The sequence below is a fragment of the Luteibacter aegosomatissinici genome (genome assembly GCF_023078495.1).
GTDB lineage: Bacteria > Pseudomonadota > Gammaproteobacteria > Xanthomonadales > Rhodanobacteraceae > Luteibacter > Luteibacter aegosomatissinici.
The window spans coordinates 989,593-1,006,919 of the sequence record NZ_CP095742.1; the positions used below are offsets into that span (position 1 = coordinate 989,593).

At 63.6% G+C, this 17,327-nt stretch carries 13 protein-coding genes; 1 reads left to right on the forward strand and 12 read right to left on the reverse strand.

All coding sequences use genetic code 11. The features are described from left to right. Positions 1-11: 11 nt before the first annotated feature. The 12 genes from L2Y97_RS04365 to L2Y97_RS04420 form a co-directional block, all read right to left on the reverse strand. Positions 12-674 carry a class I SAM-dependent methyltransferase gene (locus L2Y97_RS04365; RefSeq protein ID WP_247433483.1) on the reverse strand — a complete coding sequence of 221 codons (663 nt, stop codon included), beginning with the start codon at positions 672-674 and terminating at the stop codon, positions 12-14. 3 nt (positions 675-677) lie between these two features. Continuing rightward, positions 678-1,979, reverse strand: coding sequence for an NAD(P)/FAD-dependent oxidoreductase (locus tag L2Y97_RS04370; RefSeq protein ID WP_247433485.1), 1,302 nt, complete (start codon positions 1,977-1,979; stop codon positions 678-680). Between the two features lie 79 nt (positions 1,980-2,058). After that, positions 2,059-3,003: an NAD-dependent epimerase/dehydratase family protein gene (locus L2Y97_RS04375; RefSeq protein ID WP_247433488.1), complete on the reverse strand. Its 945-nt coding sequence runs from the start codon at positions 3,001-3,003 to the stop codon at positions 2,059-2,061. A gap of 3 nt (positions 3,004-3,006) precedes the next feature. Continuing rightward, positions 3,007-3,744 carry an SDR family oxidoreductase gene (locus tag L2Y97_RS04380; RefSeq protein WP_247433491.1) on the reverse strand — a complete coding sequence of 246 codons (738 nt, stop codon included), beginning with the start codon at positions 3,742-3,744 and terminating at the stop codon, positions 3,007-3,009. 2 nt (positions 3,745-3,746) lie between these two features. Beyond that, entirely contained in the window at positions 3,747-5,267 is a 1,521-nt protein-coding gene (locus L2Y97_RS04385) for a hypothetical protein (protein WP_247433494.1), read from the reverse strand. A 101-nt stretch (positions 5,268-5,368) separates the two neighbouring features. Next, the gene (locus L2Y97_RS04390) at positions 5,369-6,673 is read right to left on the reverse strand and encodes an FAD-binding oxidoreductase (protein WP_247433497.1); all 1,305 of its coding nucleotides are present in this window, start codon (positions 6,671-6,673) and stop codon (positions 5,369-5,371) included. Then, on the reverse strand, positions 6,673-8,115 hold the full coding sequence (locus L2Y97_RS04395; RefSeq protein ID WP_247436684.1) for a UbiA family prenyltransferase: 1,443 nt from the start codon (positions 8,113-8,115) through the stop codon (positions 6,673-6,675). Before L2Y97_RS04395 ends, L2Y97_RS04390 begins: the two co-directional genes overlap by 1 nt. A 47-nt stretch (positions 8,116-8,162) precedes the next feature. Continuing rightward, entirely contained in the window at positions 8,163-9,104 is a 942-nt protein-coding gene (locus L2Y97_RS04400) for an electron transfer flavoprotein subunit alpha/FixB family protein (protein WP_247433500.1), read from the reverse strand. Positions 9,105-9,128: 24 nt separating this feature from the next. Beyond that, positions 9,129-9,875: an electron transfer flavoprotein subunit beta/FixA family protein gene (locus L2Y97_RS04405; protein ID WP_247433503.1), complete on the reverse strand. Its 747-nt coding sequence runs from the start codon at positions 9,873-9,875 to the stop codon at positions 9,129-9,131. A 109-nt stretch (positions 9,876-9,984) separates the two neighbouring features. Next, on the reverse strand, positions 9,985-12,033 hold the full coding sequence (locus tag L2Y97_RS04410; RefSeq protein WP_247433506.1) for a glycoside hydrolase family 99-like domain-containing protein: 2,049 nt from the start codon (positions 12,031-12,033) through the stop codon (positions 9,985-9,987). 2 nt (positions 12,034-12,035) lie between these two features. Beyond that, a complete protein-coding gene (locus L2Y97_RS04415; protein WP_247433509.1) occupies positions 12,036-14,117 on the reverse strand; it encodes a glycosyltransferase in 2,082 nt (693 codons plus the stop codon). 18 nt (positions 14,118-14,135) lie between these two features. After that, positions 14,136-15,743 carry an electron transfer flavoprotein-ubiquinone oxidoreductase gene (locus tag L2Y97_RS04420; protein ID WP_247433511.1) on the reverse strand — a complete coding sequence of 536 codons (1,608 nt, stop codon included), beginning with the start codon at positions 15,741-15,743 and terminating at the stop codon, positions 14,136-14,138. 148 nt (positions 15,744-15,891) lie between these two features. Between L2Y97_RS04420 and L2Y97_RS04425 the strand changes: the two genes are divergently transcribed. Next, positions 15,892-17,292 (forward strand): amidase, encoded by a 1,401-nt coding sequence (locus L2Y97_RS04425; RefSeq protein ID WP_247433514.1) that lies wholly within the window; start codon positions 15,892-15,894, stop codon positions 17,290-17,292. Positions 17,293-17,327: the final 35 nt, after the last annotated feature.

Consider the following 17,327-nt stretch of genomic DNA (forward strand, 5'->3'; position numbering starts at 1 on the left):
TGGCAGGGCTTTCATACGGATGTCTCGACAGTTCCTATTACGAAGGCTTGCTTGCCAAGCAGTCGCCAGATGAAAGGGACATGAAGATACAGTTTGACGAGCAGCGGATGTTGCGGAAGAGCACTTCGTGTCGTGTAAGGAAGGAACTGCGGGATGCACGTCGTGACGCGGAAGCCGGTCATCTGTAGTGCTTCGACCAGACTCCGATCGGTCAGCGGGGTGTGATGATCAAAAAAATCCCAGTACTCGCCACCCACGAAACGGATGTTGGGTTGGAGGATAAGAATGCGGCCACCTGCGCGAAGAATGCGGTGAGCCTCGATAAACGTGTCCAGTACCAGCTGCTTGTCCGGAAGGTGCTCAAGAAAATTACTCATGAAGACTACGTCAACTGATGCAGCCTGAAGCGTAGCAATTGACGTGCAGCTCTCGTTGATCACAGTGACGTCGGCGCTGGCAAAGCGGCGTACATCGGGGTTCAGGTCGACTGCGATCTTACTGGCTGCATCAATGTTGTTGATGAACTCGCAATAGCCCGCGCCGACATCCACGACAGTGTCGGTGGTACTGACGAAGCGACAGAGGAACGTGCGACAGATCACTCGCCAGATGGCGTTCTTTTTCGCTAGATCCGCTTCAGGAAAGCGACCGCGGTACAACGTCTGAAGATCCATTGACTATTCCGCCTCGCGGGCCATCATGCGCCCGAAATCGATGCTTTCCGAGATGCCACGATCTTCCGGATAATAGTGCGACGTGTCAGCAACCCAGAGCCCATCGACAGGCAGCTTGCGCGGCGGAATGCTCTCCATGTAACCCGGCGGGCAGATCGGCTGCGCATAACGGTACCGGTTGGCGCGAACGTCGATGAAATCAGCATCGGTGAGCGACGGATTGATCATCTTGAGGTAGCGGCGCACCTTGTCGGTGAACACGTCATCGCTGTCGCCGTACTTGGGATGCTCGCCCGGCATATAGAACGGAACGTAGACCACGTGATGGTCCATGGGCCGGAGATTCGTGTACTCCACGAGGCCCGGGATATCCATGTCGTCATCGTTGGTGTTCAGCCAGAAGTTCTCCGTGACCGGCTTCTTCAGCTTGGCGATGACGCAGACAACGGCCACGTTCTTCAATGCGGCAAACTTCGCGTTTATATCGGCGGGAAGATCAGGAATCAGACGGGGTACGAAGGGGAGGGGAATGGTGCTGATGACCTTGTCGAACCCCTCGACGCCATTGGTGGTCTCGACGCCCTTCACCGCGCCGTTTTCCAGGACGACCTTGCGCACGGGCGTCGACAGGCGGATCTCGCCCCCATTTGCCTCGATCCAGCTCTTCATGCCATGCAGCAGGGTATCCGAGCCACCCTCGAGGTAACCCAGCTTCTCCCGGAACATGCTGTAGCGGGAGGTGCCAATGCGGCGGATCCGGCTCCAGATCCAGGCGGCGGAGAGGTTGTCGCTGTAGTCGTAGAACTTGTAATCGAACAGGCGCTTCCACAGCACGCGCCAGGCTTCCTCGCCCACCCAGCGCCGGATCCAGCCGGTGGCTTCGATGTGGTCGAGCGGGCGCCAGTCTTCACGCTTGCGCTTGGTGGAGAGGAACGCGTGGAGCCCGTAGCGCACCTTCGCGACCATGCCCAGGCCCTTGAACTTCAGCAGGGCCATGGGGTTGCCCCACGGTTGCAGGCGCTTGTTGTACCAGTACCCCATCTTCGTTTCGGTCCAGCGCATGCGATCGGCCAGGCCGAGTTCATCGAGCATGGTCAGGAAGCCGGCATCGGAGATGCAGTGAAAGTGGTAGTAGCGCTCGATGCTAAGCCCATTGAAATCGAAGCATGCGGTCATGCCGCCGACGCGATCGTCGGCTTCGAAGATCACCGGCTGGTGGCCATCACGTGCCAGCTGGTAAGCGACAGCCAGGCCCATGGGGCCGGCGCCGAGGACTGCGATGCGCTGCTTCGACGAATTAATCATGGGCGTGTCATTCATTGGCGTGTCTTTGTTTCGCTGGGCCGACCTGAATCGTCAGTACCCGCTTCAATATGAAAGCGTGTTATCGCTTGAGTACGATGTGGGAGTAGCTGGGATCGCAGTAGCTCTCGCGGACGGCATCAGCGAAAGGCGTCTGCTTTACACCGAAGACGGCCTCGGTATCTACGCCCTTGAAATCATCACCCGCGCTGAGTGCCTTCAACTGGTCGGCTGTGAACGGGGGCTTGCCGCTGAACAACGCGTACACGCGGAGCAGGAATCCGAAGAAGCCATAAGGTATATGCACGATCAGCGTGCGCAGCCCCTTGGCCTTCTTGATGGTGTGGATGATGTCGACGTAGTCGATGCGGGTATCGCCTACGACGTCGTAGACTTCACCGTTGCGCTCGCGGACGATGCAGTCCGCGATGCAACGGCAGAAATCCCGCTCGTAGAGCGGCTGGCGCATGTAGCGGCCATCGCCCGGAATTGGGAATACCGGCGTCTTCGCCATGAAGCGCGACAGCCAGCCAAAGTGCTTCGGGTCGAACCAGCCGAACATCAGCGTCGGGCGAAGCACGGTGTGGCGAATGCCGGACTCCACCACGAGCTTTTCCTGCGCCTTCTTGGTGTTGGTGTAATCGTCGTTCGCGACGGACACCACGACCGATGAGCTGATATGCACCAGATAGGGAACGGCGTGGCGCTTGATGGCTTCCAGCACGATCTTCGTGGCATCGATGTTGTTGCGGACGAACTCGGCCGTGAACTTGCTAGTGATCTGCGCGTGCAGCTGAACGACGCAGGCAGCGCCCTCGAGCGCTCCCTCCCATTCACCGTGCTCGGCGACATCGGCCTCGATGGCGACGACATCGGGATGCAGCTGGCGCAGGATCTCCATATTGTAAGTGTGCTTGTCGATGGCGACCAGGTTGGTGAAGCCCTGCGACTTCAGTTCGACGATGAGGTTCTGGCCGACGAGTCCGGCCGCACCGGTCAGGACGATTTTTTCGTGCTTGGCAGGCATGGCTTAGAGACTGACTCGCTTGAAGATCAATTCGGGGACGGCGCGGATGATCGTCATAATGACGAACCAGAACCATGGCAGGTAGGCGACTGGCGCGCCCTTATCCACGGCCTTGACGATGCCTGCGGCGACCGCGTCGGGCTTGGCCCACAGCGTACCCTTCTTGAAATCGCGGGTCATGGGCGTATCGACAAAGCCGGGCTTGATCGTCACGACGTCCACGCCACGCTTTGAGAGGCGCTGGCGCAGCCCGCTCATGAAGGTGCTGACGGCGGCCTTGGCCGAGCCGTAAAGGTAGTTGCTCGCGCGGCCACGATCGCCGGCGACCGACGAGATCACCGCGATGCTACCGCGACCGGCCCTCTCCATGCGGTTGGCGATCAAGGTGAGCAAGGCGATGGTGGATGTAGCGTTGGTGGCGAACTCGGCCATCGCCGTCTCGACCGAGGCTTCGCAGGCCTTCTGGTCCGGGAGCGTCCCGTGCGCGACAAGGACAACGTCAACGTCGCCAAGCGCGGCCCAGGCCGAGTCCAGCACGGCCTCGTGGCGGCCGAGGTCGTTCATATCGAGGGCATCCCGGCCGACATCGGCCGCGCCTCGTATGCGCAGGTCCTCGACGACCGTATCCAGGCGCGCCGGGGTGCGCGCGACAAGGTGCAGGCGTGAACCTCGTTCGGCGTAAATTCGCGCCGTGGCCTCTGCAATGGCCGAGGTGGCGCCGATGATGAGTACTCGCTGCATGATTATTCCGGACGGGTCTTGACGGGATTCGGTGGGCTGCACGCCGACATGGCGCCGGCAGGGCTATTCACGACGTAACCATCGTAATCGACAGGCAAATCGGACTCGGTCTGTGGCGCGCGGGCGCGGATGGCTGCGCCGATGATTGTACCGCGCCGATTGGCCAGCAATATGAGCGAGGGCATCGGGCTGAGTGCGGGCATCACCGCCAAGCGCAGCACCGGGCTCGCCCCTTGGCCCGGCACGATGCTTGCCGGTGCGAAGCACCGGGAGCGCTCGATGACCTGACCCATCAGGGAGTGCAGGCCTGCAAGCGCCCCGTACCCAAAGACACCGAGCCCCGCGTCGCGCGCCGCAAGCGCGGTGCCGAGGACCTCGACCGGCCTGGGGTAGATAGCGACCAGCGTGGCCGGATCGTGGATCTGCAACTCCAGGGCGAGTGCAGCGAGTTCTCGCTCGTGCAAGACCGTGGATTGCGGGCGGACGGCAGTCACCTGCGCGGGTAGCCCCGCTACTAGGACGGCCATGGGTACCCACGCAGGTGCGCCGCGAGGCGCAAATCGGGGGAGGAGAGCGGCGATGGTCCCCGCCCAGGCAGTGAGGACGGGCGTCGTGTAGCGCCCAGACAGGGCGCTGACCGGGCCCAGATCGATACGGCCGACGGCGGCGGCGAGAGCCGACGCACAGACAAATAGCGCGAACATCGCCAGGGCGAGCCTAAGCGGCTCATCATGTCTTACCTGCCAGGCGCGCGCGCTGGCGAAGGTCACTGCCACGAGCGTGGCTAGACCAACGAGCATCGAGATCACCAGCGATGTTCGGCTGACTTCCAGCATGGCGCCGACGGGGCTTCCAAGATAGAGAAGAAGAAACTCTCCGACCAAGGCGGGATGTGCACGTGCCGCGACCAGCGAGCCGCCGCTCGCGCCGTGATAGCCGAGCCTCGCCGTGATGAGGGCCGCGCCGGCAAGTGCCAGGGCGGTGACTGTGTAGCGCCAGCGCATGCGAAGGCAGATCGCCAGTGCCGCAATCATGGGTGCCGCGAGAACACCATTCGCCATGCTTCCGGCAGCGAGCACCGCGCTGGCGCATGCCAGCGCGAACGGCATGGCGGGGCGGGTGGCCGTAACGGTGGCCGCCGTGCCGATACATGCCGTGAGAGGCAAGAGGCAGGCAAGGAAAAACTGAGGTTGGAAGGCCCAGGTAAAGTTTTGTGCTTGGGACCAGAACGAAAGCAGGCCGATAACGAGCGCGTACCACGGAATTCGCTCGCCTGCCGACCACGCTGGGGTCAGCCTGCGTACCGCGAAGCAGACGCACGCGGCGGCGAGCGCGGCAAGCACGACATTCGCAACAAGGGGCAGTATGCCAATGCCATGTCCCCACGCCATATCGGCATAAAAGAACAGCCGGGTGAGCACGATCCGGTGCTCATTATGGAACTCCCACCAGGCGCTTGCGTCACCATCGCGTGCGCGCAGGAAGAAGGCGACTTCACCATCCCAAGCATCCCAGAACGGCACGGGGCTGTATGCGCGAACGATGCCAGTGATCAGCAGGCCGATGAAGCACAGGGCAACGCCAAGCGTCAGGATGGTTCGGGAGGAAACCCTCAGTCGCGGAATCATGCCTGGACGCGACGCCAGAAGCTGGATGAGAGGCCAGGGTCAATATAGGCGGCGAACGCCTCATGGGCGGGAAAGTAGCGTCGGAAGTTGTCGCCGGACATGCGCGCATCCTTCGCGGGATAGACGGCACCTCCCGCTGCCACGGTGATCTCATCGAGGCGATCAAGCAGTCGAAGCGTTGCGGTGCCTTGGAACGGAAAGTCCAGGGCGAGCGTTGCACCGGGGCGTGCGAAGGAGAGCATGCCGGGAGAAGTGCGGTCGCCGAATTGTTTCAGAACGGCCAGGAATGAGCCTGTGCCTGAGTCGGCGATAGCCTTGATAAGGTCGCGCACGGCCTCGTCCGCGCCGATAGGCGGGACCACGCATTGGTACTGGAGGAACCCTTTGGGCCCGTACATGCGGTTCCAGTGGGCAATGCCGTCCAGGGGGTAGAAAAATGGCTGGTAATGAGACGTCGCATGCGTCACGGGCTTGCGTTGCTTGTGGAAGTAGAGCTGATTGAACGCGCGCAGCGAAAGGCTATTGATCAGGGAAAGCGGCGGCGTGACCGGCATGGACAAGGTCCGCGCGGGTGCGCCAGGGCGGCGATCGGGTCTCGCCGGCGCGTGGTTGGCCCTGCTAAATAATCCCCGGCCGAGCGCTTTTCCCCTGGCAACGCAATCGATCCAGGCCACCGTGTATTCATAGTCACGGTCGGACGCGGCGGACAGCGCGAAGAAGCCATCCAGATTGCCGAACTTGTGAGACTCCGCGGACATCCATGGCCCTTGTACACGCCGGAGCTGGATCGAAGCCCAGGTGATGACGCCGGTCAGCCCGAGCCCCCCGATGGTTGCACGGAACCAATCCGGATGCTCGTCAGGCGCGCAGCGCATCCTCGTGCCGTCCGTACGTACCAGTTCAAATGCGAGGACATGATGTCCGAATGTTCCAGCGCGGTGGTGGTTCTTCCCATGGACGTCGTTGGCGATGGCCCCGCCCACGGTGACGAATCGAGTGCCCGGCGTCACCGGCAGGAACCAGCCCTGCGGTACGGCGAGGTCCAGTATCTCCGAGAAGAGAACGCCTGCCTCGCAGGTGAGCACGCCGGTCACGGGGTCGAATGCGATGAAATGATCGAGCCCGCGCGCGGCCAGGAGGATCCCGTCGTCATTGAGGCAACTGTCCCCGTAGCTGCGTGCGTTCCCGATCGGGAGCATGAGCTTGCCACCAGTCGGAAGTGGTGCCCCTCGGTCGGAGAGCGGGATCACTACTTCCCGCGTCACCGGGTAGCGCCCCCATGAGCGACCTGTCCGGGCCATCAGATGGCGAGCGCTACGATGATGGCCGCGATAACACCAATGATGCGGCTGGTCCGGTCCATGACCGCAAATACCACCGGGTCGTCATGCATGACCCCGCGATGCGCGATGGCCCACGTCCGGCTGATCCAGTACAGCAGTAAGGGGCAAAGCATCCACAGGTAATGGGGGTGTTCGTACAGTTTCATGCTCGCGGTGCTGTCGACATATAGCGCGAGCACCAGCACGGCGAGATAGCCGCTGGAGCCGCCAAGCGACTGAATGAGCGGGATATCGTCGACATCATAACCGCGCCCGCTAGCCTTCACCTTCCCGCTCGACTGGAGCGTGAGGAGCTCCACGTAACGCTTGACCATGGCCAGGCTGAGGAAGATGAACATTGAGAACGCGAGTAGCCAGAACGACGGCTTTGTATGCAACGCCGCTGTTCCCGCCAGGATGCGAGTGGTATAGAGCGTGGCGAGTACGACGACATCCAGCATCATGATGCGCTTGAGCTGGAATGAATAAGCGGTCGTCAGTACGAAATAGCCCAAAAGGACCGCCACGAACTGATGCGATACCACGAACGCCAGGCCAAAGCCGGCCACGAGCAGGAGCGCGGCGACGATCGGTCCTGCAATCAACGGTAGCGTGCCTGCTGCGAACGGGCGATGCCGCTTGCGGTGATGCTGTCGGTCCGAGGGGAGGTCGAGCAGGTCGTTGGTCAGGTATACGCTCGAAGCGCACAGGCCGAAACACAGGAAGGCAAGGATCGTGGTCGCGACGGCATCCACATCCAGTACGCGATGTGCCGCAAGCAGCGGCAGGAAGACCAGGGTATTCTTGATCCACTGATGGAGGCGCAGAGCCTTGGCCCATGCCCGAGCGCCGCCGCGCGTCACGACGAAACGCTTGCTCACGTGGGTGACGCGGCCGGCCGCCGTGGAAAGCGCGTGGCCATGTTCGACTACGAGTGCGTTGCGCGCGTGTTTCCACACAGCGAGGTCGACCGGTGCATTGCCGATGTAATCGAAGCCCTTCTCGCCGAAGCGTTCGACGAGGGCGGCGCCCTTGTTAGAGCCTGAGAGGTTTACGTCGCCATCGCTCGCTATAACATCATCGAACAGCGCTGCGTGCGCAGCAACAGGTTCGGCCAGTTTCACGTCCGACGCCGTGCACAGGAAGATCTGGCGTTGCGCGCGCTGTTGGTCCAGCCAATCCAGGACATCCCGGTTGTAAGGGAGCGAAGCCGGATCGATATCGATGCGTAGCGCGATCTGCTTCTTGAGATACGCCTTACCACGCAGCAGCCACGCGAGCATAGGAAAGATCGATAGCGGTTGCCTGGCAAGCAGCGCCAGGGCCGATTCAACCAGCAGGTCGGACCGGATTAGCGTGCCGTCGAGATCGACGCAAAGCGGTGCGTCCGCCTCGGCTGCATTTTCTAGATTCACCGCCATGTTCCCCTTCTCTACGACCCGCCACCGGAATGGTGGCGGGCTTTCCATTAACCCAGCGCCGCTTCCAGCTCAGGCAGGATCTTGAACAGATCGCCCACAAGTCCGATATCGGCAATCTCAAAAATCGGCGCTTCCCCATCCTTGTTAATGGCGACGATGGTGCCGGCATCCTTAATGCCCGTCAGGTGCTGGATAGCGCCCGAGATCCCCACGGCGATATACAGCTCCGGCGCGATGATCTTGCCGGTCTGGCCGACCTGCATTTCGTTCGGGACGTAGCCGGCATCGACGGCCGCGCGCGAGGCGCCGACACCTGCACCGATCTTGTCGGCGAAGCGGTAGATCACCTCGAAGTTCTCCTTCGAGCCGACGCCACGGCCGCCAGACACGACCTTGGCCGCGCCCTGCAGATCGGGGCGGTCGCTCTTGCCCTGCTGCAGGTTCACGAAGCGGGTGTGCGAGGGCAGGGCGACATCCAGTGCCAGTGCTTCGACGGGCGCGTTGCCGGTGCTGGCCGCCGCCGGCCAGGAGGCCGTACGGATGGTGGCGACCACGGTGGAGGCGGCATCCACTTCGACGGTAACGATGGCGTTGCCAGCGTAGATCGGGCGCTTGAAGCTGTGCGGGCCTTCCACGGTCATGACGTCGCTGACCTGCGAGACGCCCAGAAGGGCGGCCACGCGCGGGGCGAGGTCCTTGCCAAAGGTGGTGGAGGGGGCGAAGACGTGGGTGTAGCCAGCAGCGGCCTTGGCCACCTGCGGCGCGAGGATGGCGGCGAGCGCGTGGGCGTTCTCGGCACGGGCCACGGTCAGCACCTTGCTGACACCGTCGATCTTCGCCGCTTCAGCGGCGATGGCGTCCGGGGCGTCGGAGAGGACGATGACATCGATGGCTTCCGGCTTCACCGCAGCAGCGGCGCTCGCGGCGCGCGCGGTCGCGGCGTTCAACTTGCCACCCAGGTGCTCGGCAATAACGAGGATCTTGCTCATGGTATGTGCTCCTGTCCGGCTGCTTTACAGCAGGCCCTTCTGCTTGAGGGCCGCGACCAGCTCGGCGGCATCGTTCACCATCACGCCCTTGCTGCGCTTGGGCGGGGCGGCGAAGTGGGTGGTCTTGATGTGGTCAGCGGCATCCACGCCGAGCGAGCCCAGTTCGATCACGTCGATCGGCTTGGACTTGGCCTTCATGATGTCCGGCAGCTTGATGAAGCGCGGCTCGTTCAGGCGCAGGTCGGTGGTGATGACTGCGGGCAGGTCGGCTTCGATCGTTTCCAGGCCGGCGTCCACCTCGCGGGTCACCGTGGCCTTGCCATCGGCAATCTCGACCTTGCTGGCGAACGTAGCCTGGGGGCGGTCCCACAGAGCGGCCAGCATCTGGCCGGTCTGGTTGGCATCGTCGTCGATGGCCTGCTTGCCCAGGATGACCAGGCCCGGCTGTTCCGTTTCCACCAGCTTCAGGAACGTGCGGGCGGCCGTCAGGGGCGAGACGGCATCGGCGGTCTGCACGTGGATGGCGCGGTTGGCACCCATGGCCAGGCCGTTGCGCAGGTGGGCGGTGAGGTCCGCCGGGCCGATACCGACCACGATCACTTCCTCAGCCACGCCCTTCTCACGCAGGCGCAGGGCCTCCTCGAGGGCGATATCGTCAAACGGGTTGGCGGAGAGCTTCACGCCATCGGTGACGACGCCGGTACCGTCGGGCTTGACCTGAATGCGGACGTTGTAGTCCACGACGCGCTTGTAGCCGACCAGAATCTTCATTCTCGGTTCCTGTGTGAATGCCCGTTCAGCGAACGGACGTCAAAAATGGGCCCGTCATCATAGCGAATCTTGCCCCTGGCCTCCTGCCGCATCGCGGCAGGGTAGGCGCCTACCCGCGTTGCGCGTAGGCGTAGGGGGCAGGGGGCGCGTCGGGCTGCCCAACCAGCGAGGCCGCTGTCACGTTGAGAAACCCCCCATGCGCAGCGGCAAGCGTCACCACGCGTTCCACGGCATGGGCCATCGTCCCGTCCACTTGCCCAGCCTCGGGGCTGAAATCCGCCTCGGCGAGCGGGGCATCCAGGAGTGGTACGAGGGCCGCCAGGCGGCACCAGAACATGCTGCCGGCTATGAATGTGTCAGTGCGGACGTCGGGCTGTGCTATGCCCATGAGCGAACAGAGGTAATCAACGTTCGCCTCGTTGGCACCCCAATAGAAGCCCAGCGGCTGGACGTGACCTTCGGGTGCCACAGTGCCCAGCTCGGGTCGTGACGCGAAGGCCTCCAGGGCCGCCGCGGTGCGTTCGGGGGCGATGAGCCGGCCGACAAGCTCCGCACGCCATGCGGCCCCATCATCGCGATGCACCGAGCGCTTGGTGTGCAGTTTCACGACAAGGTCTTCGCCCTCATCGAGCAGCTGCCTGGCCACGCGAAGGAAGGGTAGGATGTCGCGGCCCCGGTTGGGGGTGACGAACAGATCGGCCTTGAGGCTGAGCCTGGCAACCTCGGCGCGCACCGCGGCTTCTTTTTCGGAAGGAACGGTCAGGACGACGCGGAAGTCCTTTCCCGTCGCACGCAGTGCCACGACCAGTTCCTCGAGCAGTTCCGGGTACCACACGTGGATCACGGCACACGGGCGCGCCGACAACGTGCGCGGGGCCCCGAAAGCACGCCGGATAGCTTCCAGCCACGCATACCCGTAGCGTGCGTCGGGCTCGAGCACCGCGCCCTCGGCCCATTCATTCCATGCGTTGACGAAGACCAGGGGAGCCTTGGGCGAACGCTTTTGCGCCTGTCCGATGGCATGCCGGGCCCAAACCTCGAACGCGCGTGGCGTGGCATGTACGTAGGTGCGACCGCGCCCACTCCGCCGCGCCTCGTTGTCCCAGCCGGGATTGATGCCGGGGTAGAGCGTATAGCCGGGGGCGTCGGCAGACATGGCCTGGCGTGCCAACGCCCGCCAGTCAAGGATCTCGCCCGCGTACGCCGGGTTGATGAGCCGGTGCGCCGCGGTGATGGGCGAAAGGCTTGTGTTGTTGGGCGGAAAGCCAGCGGCCGCATCGAATCCGATGCTTGCTGGATCGACGTTGTCGAAGCTCTGGACGTAAACGAGGTGAAGGTCGCCAATGCCGTGATCGCGGCACCAGGTCCGCCAGCGTGCGGCTGTCGCCCGTGCATCTGGCAGCAGGCCAGGCCGGTAGACCATGAGCACCGGTTTTCCATCAACGCGGAGGTAACGCGGGTCGCGCAGGTAAGGTGCGACGTATTCGATGAAGGCCAGGTCGTCATCCGGGCTGTGTGCCTGCCCGATCAACACATCGTTCGCACGGCCATCCCACCGGCGCGACCAGTTCTCGTTCGCCCAGCAAAGGGCGAGCGGGAAATCGATCGAGCGATCATCCAGCCAGTGCCGTAGCGGCTCCTCGAGCAGTGTCTTTCCCGCAAACCAGTAGAAATACGTGGCGAACGCACTTACGCCGTAAGCCTTCGCAATATCGACCTGGTCGCGCATGGTGCCGGGCACGCGGAGATCATAGTAGCCAAGGTCGCCCGGCAGTCGCGGCTGTGCGTGCCCCTCGAATTGGGGAAGTGCACGCGTGACGTTGCGCCATTCGGTAAAGCCCTTGCCCCACCAGGCATCGTTTTCCGGCGTGGGATGGAATTGGGGCAGGTAAAACGCGACGATCGTGGCGGGCAGGGGTGATGGCAACGCTGCCCGCGTAAGGCCCACATGCCCGAGCAGCCGATGGCCAGCGTGGTCGAGCGAGCGGTGGGGCGAAGGTGCGGCGGCTTTTCCTGTAGGCCCCGTAGGCACGAGGTCAGCGTGCCGCGCCAGAAAGCGCTGGCGCAGTCGGTCACGTGTCGCCACTGGCATGGGCGTCAGCCGAAAGCCGGCACGGAGTGCGCGGAAAAGAAGGGCGCGTAAGGCGGGAGCGGACATGGTCAGGTAATGGCCTGGCGAAGCGCGTCGCGCGCGGCGTTCGCCGAAAAGTGGTTCCGTATGTTCTCGAGCCCATGTGCAGACAGGGCCAGCCACAGCGCTTCATCGCTGGCGAGCCGGCGGTACGCCATGGCGTAGTCATCCGGTGCGTGCGCAACGAGGACATCCACGCCGTTCGCCAGTTGCATGCCTTCCGTTGCGACCGGACTGCCAATCACCGGCAAGCCATGGCTCATCGCCATGTTCACCTTGCCCTTGACTCCGGCCCCAAATCGCAACGGCGCGATGGAGGCGAGGCACTGTGCCATCAGCGGCTCCAGGTCATCGATGCGGCCGAGCATGTCCAGTCCAGCGGAAGAGAGGCTGGCCTTCACATCGTCAGGAACGTCGCCGGCCACAAAGATTCGGATCGAAGGATCGATCCTGCGCAATGCAGGCAGGATATCGCCGGCCATCCACTGCATGGCATCCGCATTGGGCGGATGGCCGTGGCCGCCGATAAATAGCAGGTCGCGTCGCCCCGCGTAACCCTTCGTGCGGCCGACCGCCTCGTGGATATTGGACAGCAGCAGTACGTGGGCGGATGGCACGAGGCTGGTGAGCAAGTCACGCTCGAACGCGCTCACGACGAACGTTGCATCGGACGACGCGATCAGATCGAGTTCCTGCCTTCGCGTCGTCTGCGCGTGGCGCGACAGGCTTGCACTCGCCGCTTGTTCGGCAGCGCGCTCTTCACGCAGGAAGTGCAGATCGACCGTGTCGAAGATAATTTTCGCGCCAGGAACCTGCTTACGGACAAAGCTGGCGTATTGCATCGCCACGGGGTGCCGGCAAAGGACGACCGCGTGCAAGTCATCGCCATGGGCGCCGATCCATGCCGGAACGCTTGCATGCCACGGCCGGGCAGCTACCTCGACGCCGAGACTGCCTAATGCCGTGATGTCGCGTTCTGAGGCGCGGCCATCATCCGGTGCGAAAACGACATGCCATCCTTCGGCAACCAGCAGGCGCATCATCGCGATCAGGCGCACCGAACCGGAGTCGCGCGACGCATCAGGCGTGCTGATATCGACGACCAGCACCGTACCCCGTCGTCGCTGACGGTCGATGGTCGCCAAGGGTGTGCCTGGAAGCGGCTGGCGCACGAGCACCTCGCTCCATTTGTCAGCGAGCTTGTGCAGGTTGATGGCCTGGAACCGCTTCATGCCCGATTCGGGCGCCGCCGCCGAGCTGATGCCCTCCGCATGCACAACGACACTGCCCGGTACATAACGAACTGCGTAGCCACGCGACCTCACGGCGAATGCAAGGTCGGTATCTTCGTAGTAACCCGGGGCGAAGGCCGGGTCGAACCCACCGATGTCGTTGAACAGGTCCGCAGGGATGGCCAGCGACGCACCCGATACATAGTCCACTTCTCGTGCGTAGCGGTACGCCGGGTCGTTGCGCTGGGCGAAGCGACCGATGTTCCACGCAGACGCATCCGAAAACACCCAGGCACCTGCTTCCTGGAGGCGACCGTCGGGGTAGACGAGCTGGCTACCGGCGACGCCCGTCCCTGGGAAAAGCTCAAACGTTTGCACGAGGGCCTCGGCCCATCCTGTCGTTACTTGCGTATCGTTGTTCAGGAAAATGAGGACGCTGCCACGCGCGGCCGCGGCACCCGCGTTACATGAACCGACGAAGCCGAGGTTTGCTTCGTTCTGCAACAGCCGTAGGCCAGCAACGTTGCGTAGGACATTCGCGCTTTCGTCGGGGGATGCATCGTCGACGACGATAACCTCGAACGCCATGCCGGGGGGCCTTGCGGCAATGGATTGCAGGCAAGTCAACGTGTACTCGAGCTTGCCGTACACGGGGATAACAATGGATACCACTGGCGCTGCGGAAGTCGGCAGGATAAGCGGCCCGGTGACGATACCGAGGGGCAGTAACGCGAGGCTATCGTCCTCTGCCGGTCGACGGACCAACCCCTGGGATATGCGTGCAAACGTGCCGCGCCAACCACGCAGGGCAACGCTGGTGCGCATGCGCTGGACCAGCGAGCGGAAGCGGCGGTAGCGCCAGGAAAGTTGATTCGACACAGCTGGCTATAGGGTCCGTTACAAGTTCTGATAATTCGGCCCAGACCCGCCCTCAGGCGTGACCCAGGTAATGATCTGGTACGGATCCTTGATATCGCACGTCTTGCAATGCACGCAGTTGGCCGAGTTGATCTGCAACCGCTTGCCCGCTTCGTCGTTCACGATCTCATAGACACCCGCGGGGCAGAACCGCTGGCACGGATTGCCGTATTCCGTGGTGCACCGCTCGATACAAATAGACGTATCAGCCACCTTCAAATGAACCGGCTGGTCCTCGTCGTGCTCGGTGGCGGCGAAATACACCGACGCCAACCGATCGCGCGGAGCCAGCGTCCGATCCACATAATCCTTCTTCGGCGCCTCGTACTGGCCCAGCTTCTCCAGCGACGACCAGTCAGCGTGGTTCTTCAGCGTCCACGGCGAGGTACCGCCGGTAAGCGTTTCCCAAGCAGCGTTGATAAGCCCACGCCACAGCCCCTTGTTGAAGCCCGGGCGGATATTGCGCACCTTCTTGAGTTCAGCGACGACCGCCGAGCCGCGCAGCGCAGCATCCCACCCGGCAGGATTCAACTGCGAAGCCACCAGGTGCTCCGCAGCCAGCATGCCCGAGGCGATCGCCTGGTGGGTGCCCTTGATCTTCGGCACGTTCACGAGGCCCGCGGAGTCGCCAATGAGGATCGCCCCCGGCATCTCCACCTTCGGCAGCGACTGGAAGCCGCCTTCGATAATGGCGCGCGCACCGGCCGAAACGATCGTGCCGCCCTCGAGCAGGCCCTTCACGTTCGGGTGGTGCTTGAACTGCTGGAAGGCCTCGAACGGCGAGAAGTTCGGATCCGGGTAATCCAGACCGACCACGAAGCCGACCGCGACACGGTCGTTGTCGAGGTGATACAGGAAGCTGCCGCCGTACGTATCGTTGGCAAGCGGCCAGCCAGTGGTATGCACCACCTTGCCCGGCTCGCCGCGTCCAGGCGCAAGCTGCCACAGCTCCTTGATGCCGATGCCATAGGTCTGCGGATCGCTGTCGGCGTCCAGGTCGAACCTCTTGATCAGCGTCTTGCTGATGTGGCCGCGGCAGCCCTCGGCAAGCACGGTCACCTTGGCGCGGATATCGATGCCCTCGGTGTAACCCGGCTTGTGCGTGCCATCGCGCGCAATGCCCATGTCACCAATGCGGACGCCATTCACGGCACCGCTCTCATCGAACAGGGCTTCGGCGGCGGCGTAACCCGGGAATACATCCACGCCTAGCGCCTCGGCCTGCGGGGCCAGCCACGCGCACAGCGCGCCCAGGCTGACGATCACGTTGCCGTGGTTGTTCATCTGCGGCGGGGCAATCGGTGCCTTGATGCCCGACTGATGGTCCTTCAACCACCAGAACTCGTCCTTGGTCACCGGCACGCAAATGGGCGGCGGCGCCTTGCGCCATTCCGGCAGCAGGCGGTCGAGCGGGGCGGTTTCGATCACGGCGCCCGAGAGGATCTGTGCACCGATGGTGGATGCCTTCTCGATCACGCAGACCGAGACCTCCGGATTGAGCTGTTTCGTACGAATCGCGAACGCGAGGCCGGCGGGGCCTGCCCCGACGACGACGAGGTCGTATTCCATGGTTTCGCGTTCGCTCATCGCTGGCTCTCGAATCTGGCTGGCAGGGTCAAACAGGTATTGTCCCGTTTCCCCACAAACCGGGCAAATCGCCGTTTGAAACGGGCTGGCAGGGTTGCATGGTCTTCACAAACGGAGGTTATAGTCGTCTCCAGATGAAGGAGATTCCATGAATACGATGTTGCCTGTGTCTGCCACGGATATGCGCCGGGCCTCGCTGCTGCAAATCATGCACTGGCTGGCCATTGGCCGGGCCCAGCCGCAGGCCCTTTCCGACGCCTACCAGGACGCCATCGAGCGCCTGAACCCGGTCCTGAACGCCTACACAGACGTGAGCGTATCGCTTATCCAGGAGCAGGCGCTGGCCGCCGACCGGCGCCGGCGCGATGGGGTCATGGGCCGGCTGGACGGCCTGCCGATCGCCATCAAGGATAACTTCGACGTGGCCGGCGTCCCCACGCGCGCCGGTATGCGGCGGCGCACCGTGGTGCCGGAACAGGACGCGCACGCGATCGCCCGGTTGCGCGCCTCAGGCGCGGTGCTGCTGGGCAAGACCAATATGGATGAAGGCGCCCTGGGCCTCACCACGAATAATCCGTTTTATGGCGCAACGCACAATCCGCACCGCCTGGGCTACACGGCCGGCGGTTCATCCGGCGGCGCCGCTGCCGCGGTGGCGGCGGGCATGGCGGTCGCCGCCATCGGTTCCGACACGCTCGGCTCCATCCGCGTCCCCGCCAGCTATTGCGGCGTCTACGCGCTGAAGCCCACCCACGGTGAAATCTCCGCGCGCGGCCTCGTGCCCGCGGCCAGGCGCCTGGATGCCGTGGGCCTGCTCGCCCGCGGCGTGGATGACCTGACCGTGCTCCTGCAGACCCTGGCGGGCTACGACGCCGACGACGCTCGTTCGCGCCGCCGCCGCGTGGCGTTCCAGCCGCCGGATTGGGAGCCTGGCAACCTGCGTACCGGTTTCCTCCCGGATCTGGCGGCCGTCGGTGTTGAGCGCGACGTCATCGACGTGTTCGACAACGCACTCTCCCAATTGAAGGGCGAGTTGGGCGAACGCCGCGCCGTGGATTTTTCCGACTGGGATTTCGCCCGCACGCGCCGTGCCGGCCTGCTCCTGATGGAAGCGGAAATGCTGCATACGTTCGCCGAGGAGTTGGCGGACGAGGCCTACCCGGTATCGCCCGGCTTCCGCCAGATGGTGGATTTCGCGGCGAAGAAATCGGCTGCCGACTATGTCGCGGCGGATCTGGTGCTCGATGCTGCCACGCTGAAAATGCGCCGCCTGTTTGCCCAGGTCGACGTGCTGGTCATGCCCACCACATCGCAGGGTGCTTTCCCGCTGGATCAGCCAGCCCCCGCATCGCAGGCCGACCTGTGCAGTTTCGCGAGCCTGGCGGGCTGTCCTTCGGTGAGCATCCCGATGGGCACGTTGCCGAACGGCATGCCGATCGGCATGCAGCTGGTGGGTGCGCGCGGTTCGGATCTGCGGCTGCTCGAACTGGCGGCGGTGTGTGCCTCGTCGCTCGATGCCGAGCCGGCGTACCCCGTCGAGCCCCGCTAATTGTAGGAGCCCACCCTGTGGGCGACGCCGTTCGC

Coding starts and splice junctions, on each gene's coding strand:
- L2Y97_RS04365 (WP_247433483.1), bottom strand. CDS start 674: ATGGATCTTCAGACGTTGTACCGCGGTCGCTTTCCTGAAGCGGATCTA.
- L2Y97_RS04420 (WP_247433511.1), bottom strand. CDS start 15,743: ATGAGCGAACGCGAAACCATGGAATACGACCTCGTCGTCGTCGGGGCA.
- L2Y97_RS04425 (WP_247433514.1), top strand. CDS start 15,892: ATGAATACGATGTTGCCTGTGTCTGCCACGGATATGCGCCGGGCCTCG.
- L2Y97_RS04395 (WP_247436684.1), bottom strand. CDS start 8,115: ATGGCGGTGAATCTAGAAAATGCAGCCGAGGCGGACGCACCGCTTTGC.
- L2Y97_RS04405 (WP_247433503.1), bottom strand. CDS start 9,875: ATGAAGATTCTGGTCGGCTACAAGCGCGTCGTGGACTACAACGTCCGC.
- L2Y97_RS04410 (WP_247433506.1), bottom strand. CDS start 12,033: ATGTCCGCTCCCGCCTTACGCGCCCTTCTTTTCCGCGCACTCCGTGCC.
- L2Y97_RS04380 (WP_247433491.1), bottom strand. CDS start 3,744: ATGCAGCGAGTACTCATCATCGGCGCCACCTCGGCCATTGCAGAGGCC.
- L2Y97_RS04370 (WP_247433485.1), bottom strand. CDS start 1,979: ATGATTAATTCGTCGAAGCAGCGCATCGCAGTCCTCGGCGCCGGCCCC.
- L2Y97_RS04390 (WP_247433497.1), bottom strand. CDS start 6,673: ATGGCCCGGACAGGTCGCTCATGGGGGCGCTACCCGGTGACGCGGGAA.
- L2Y97_RS04400 (WP_247433500.1), bottom strand. CDS start 9,104: ATGAGCAAGATCCTCGTTATTGCCGAGCACCTGGGTGGCAAGTTGAAC.
- L2Y97_RS04375 (WP_247433488.1), bottom strand. CDS start 3,003: ATGCCTGCCAAGCACGAAAAAATCGTCCTGACCGGTGCGGCCGGACTC.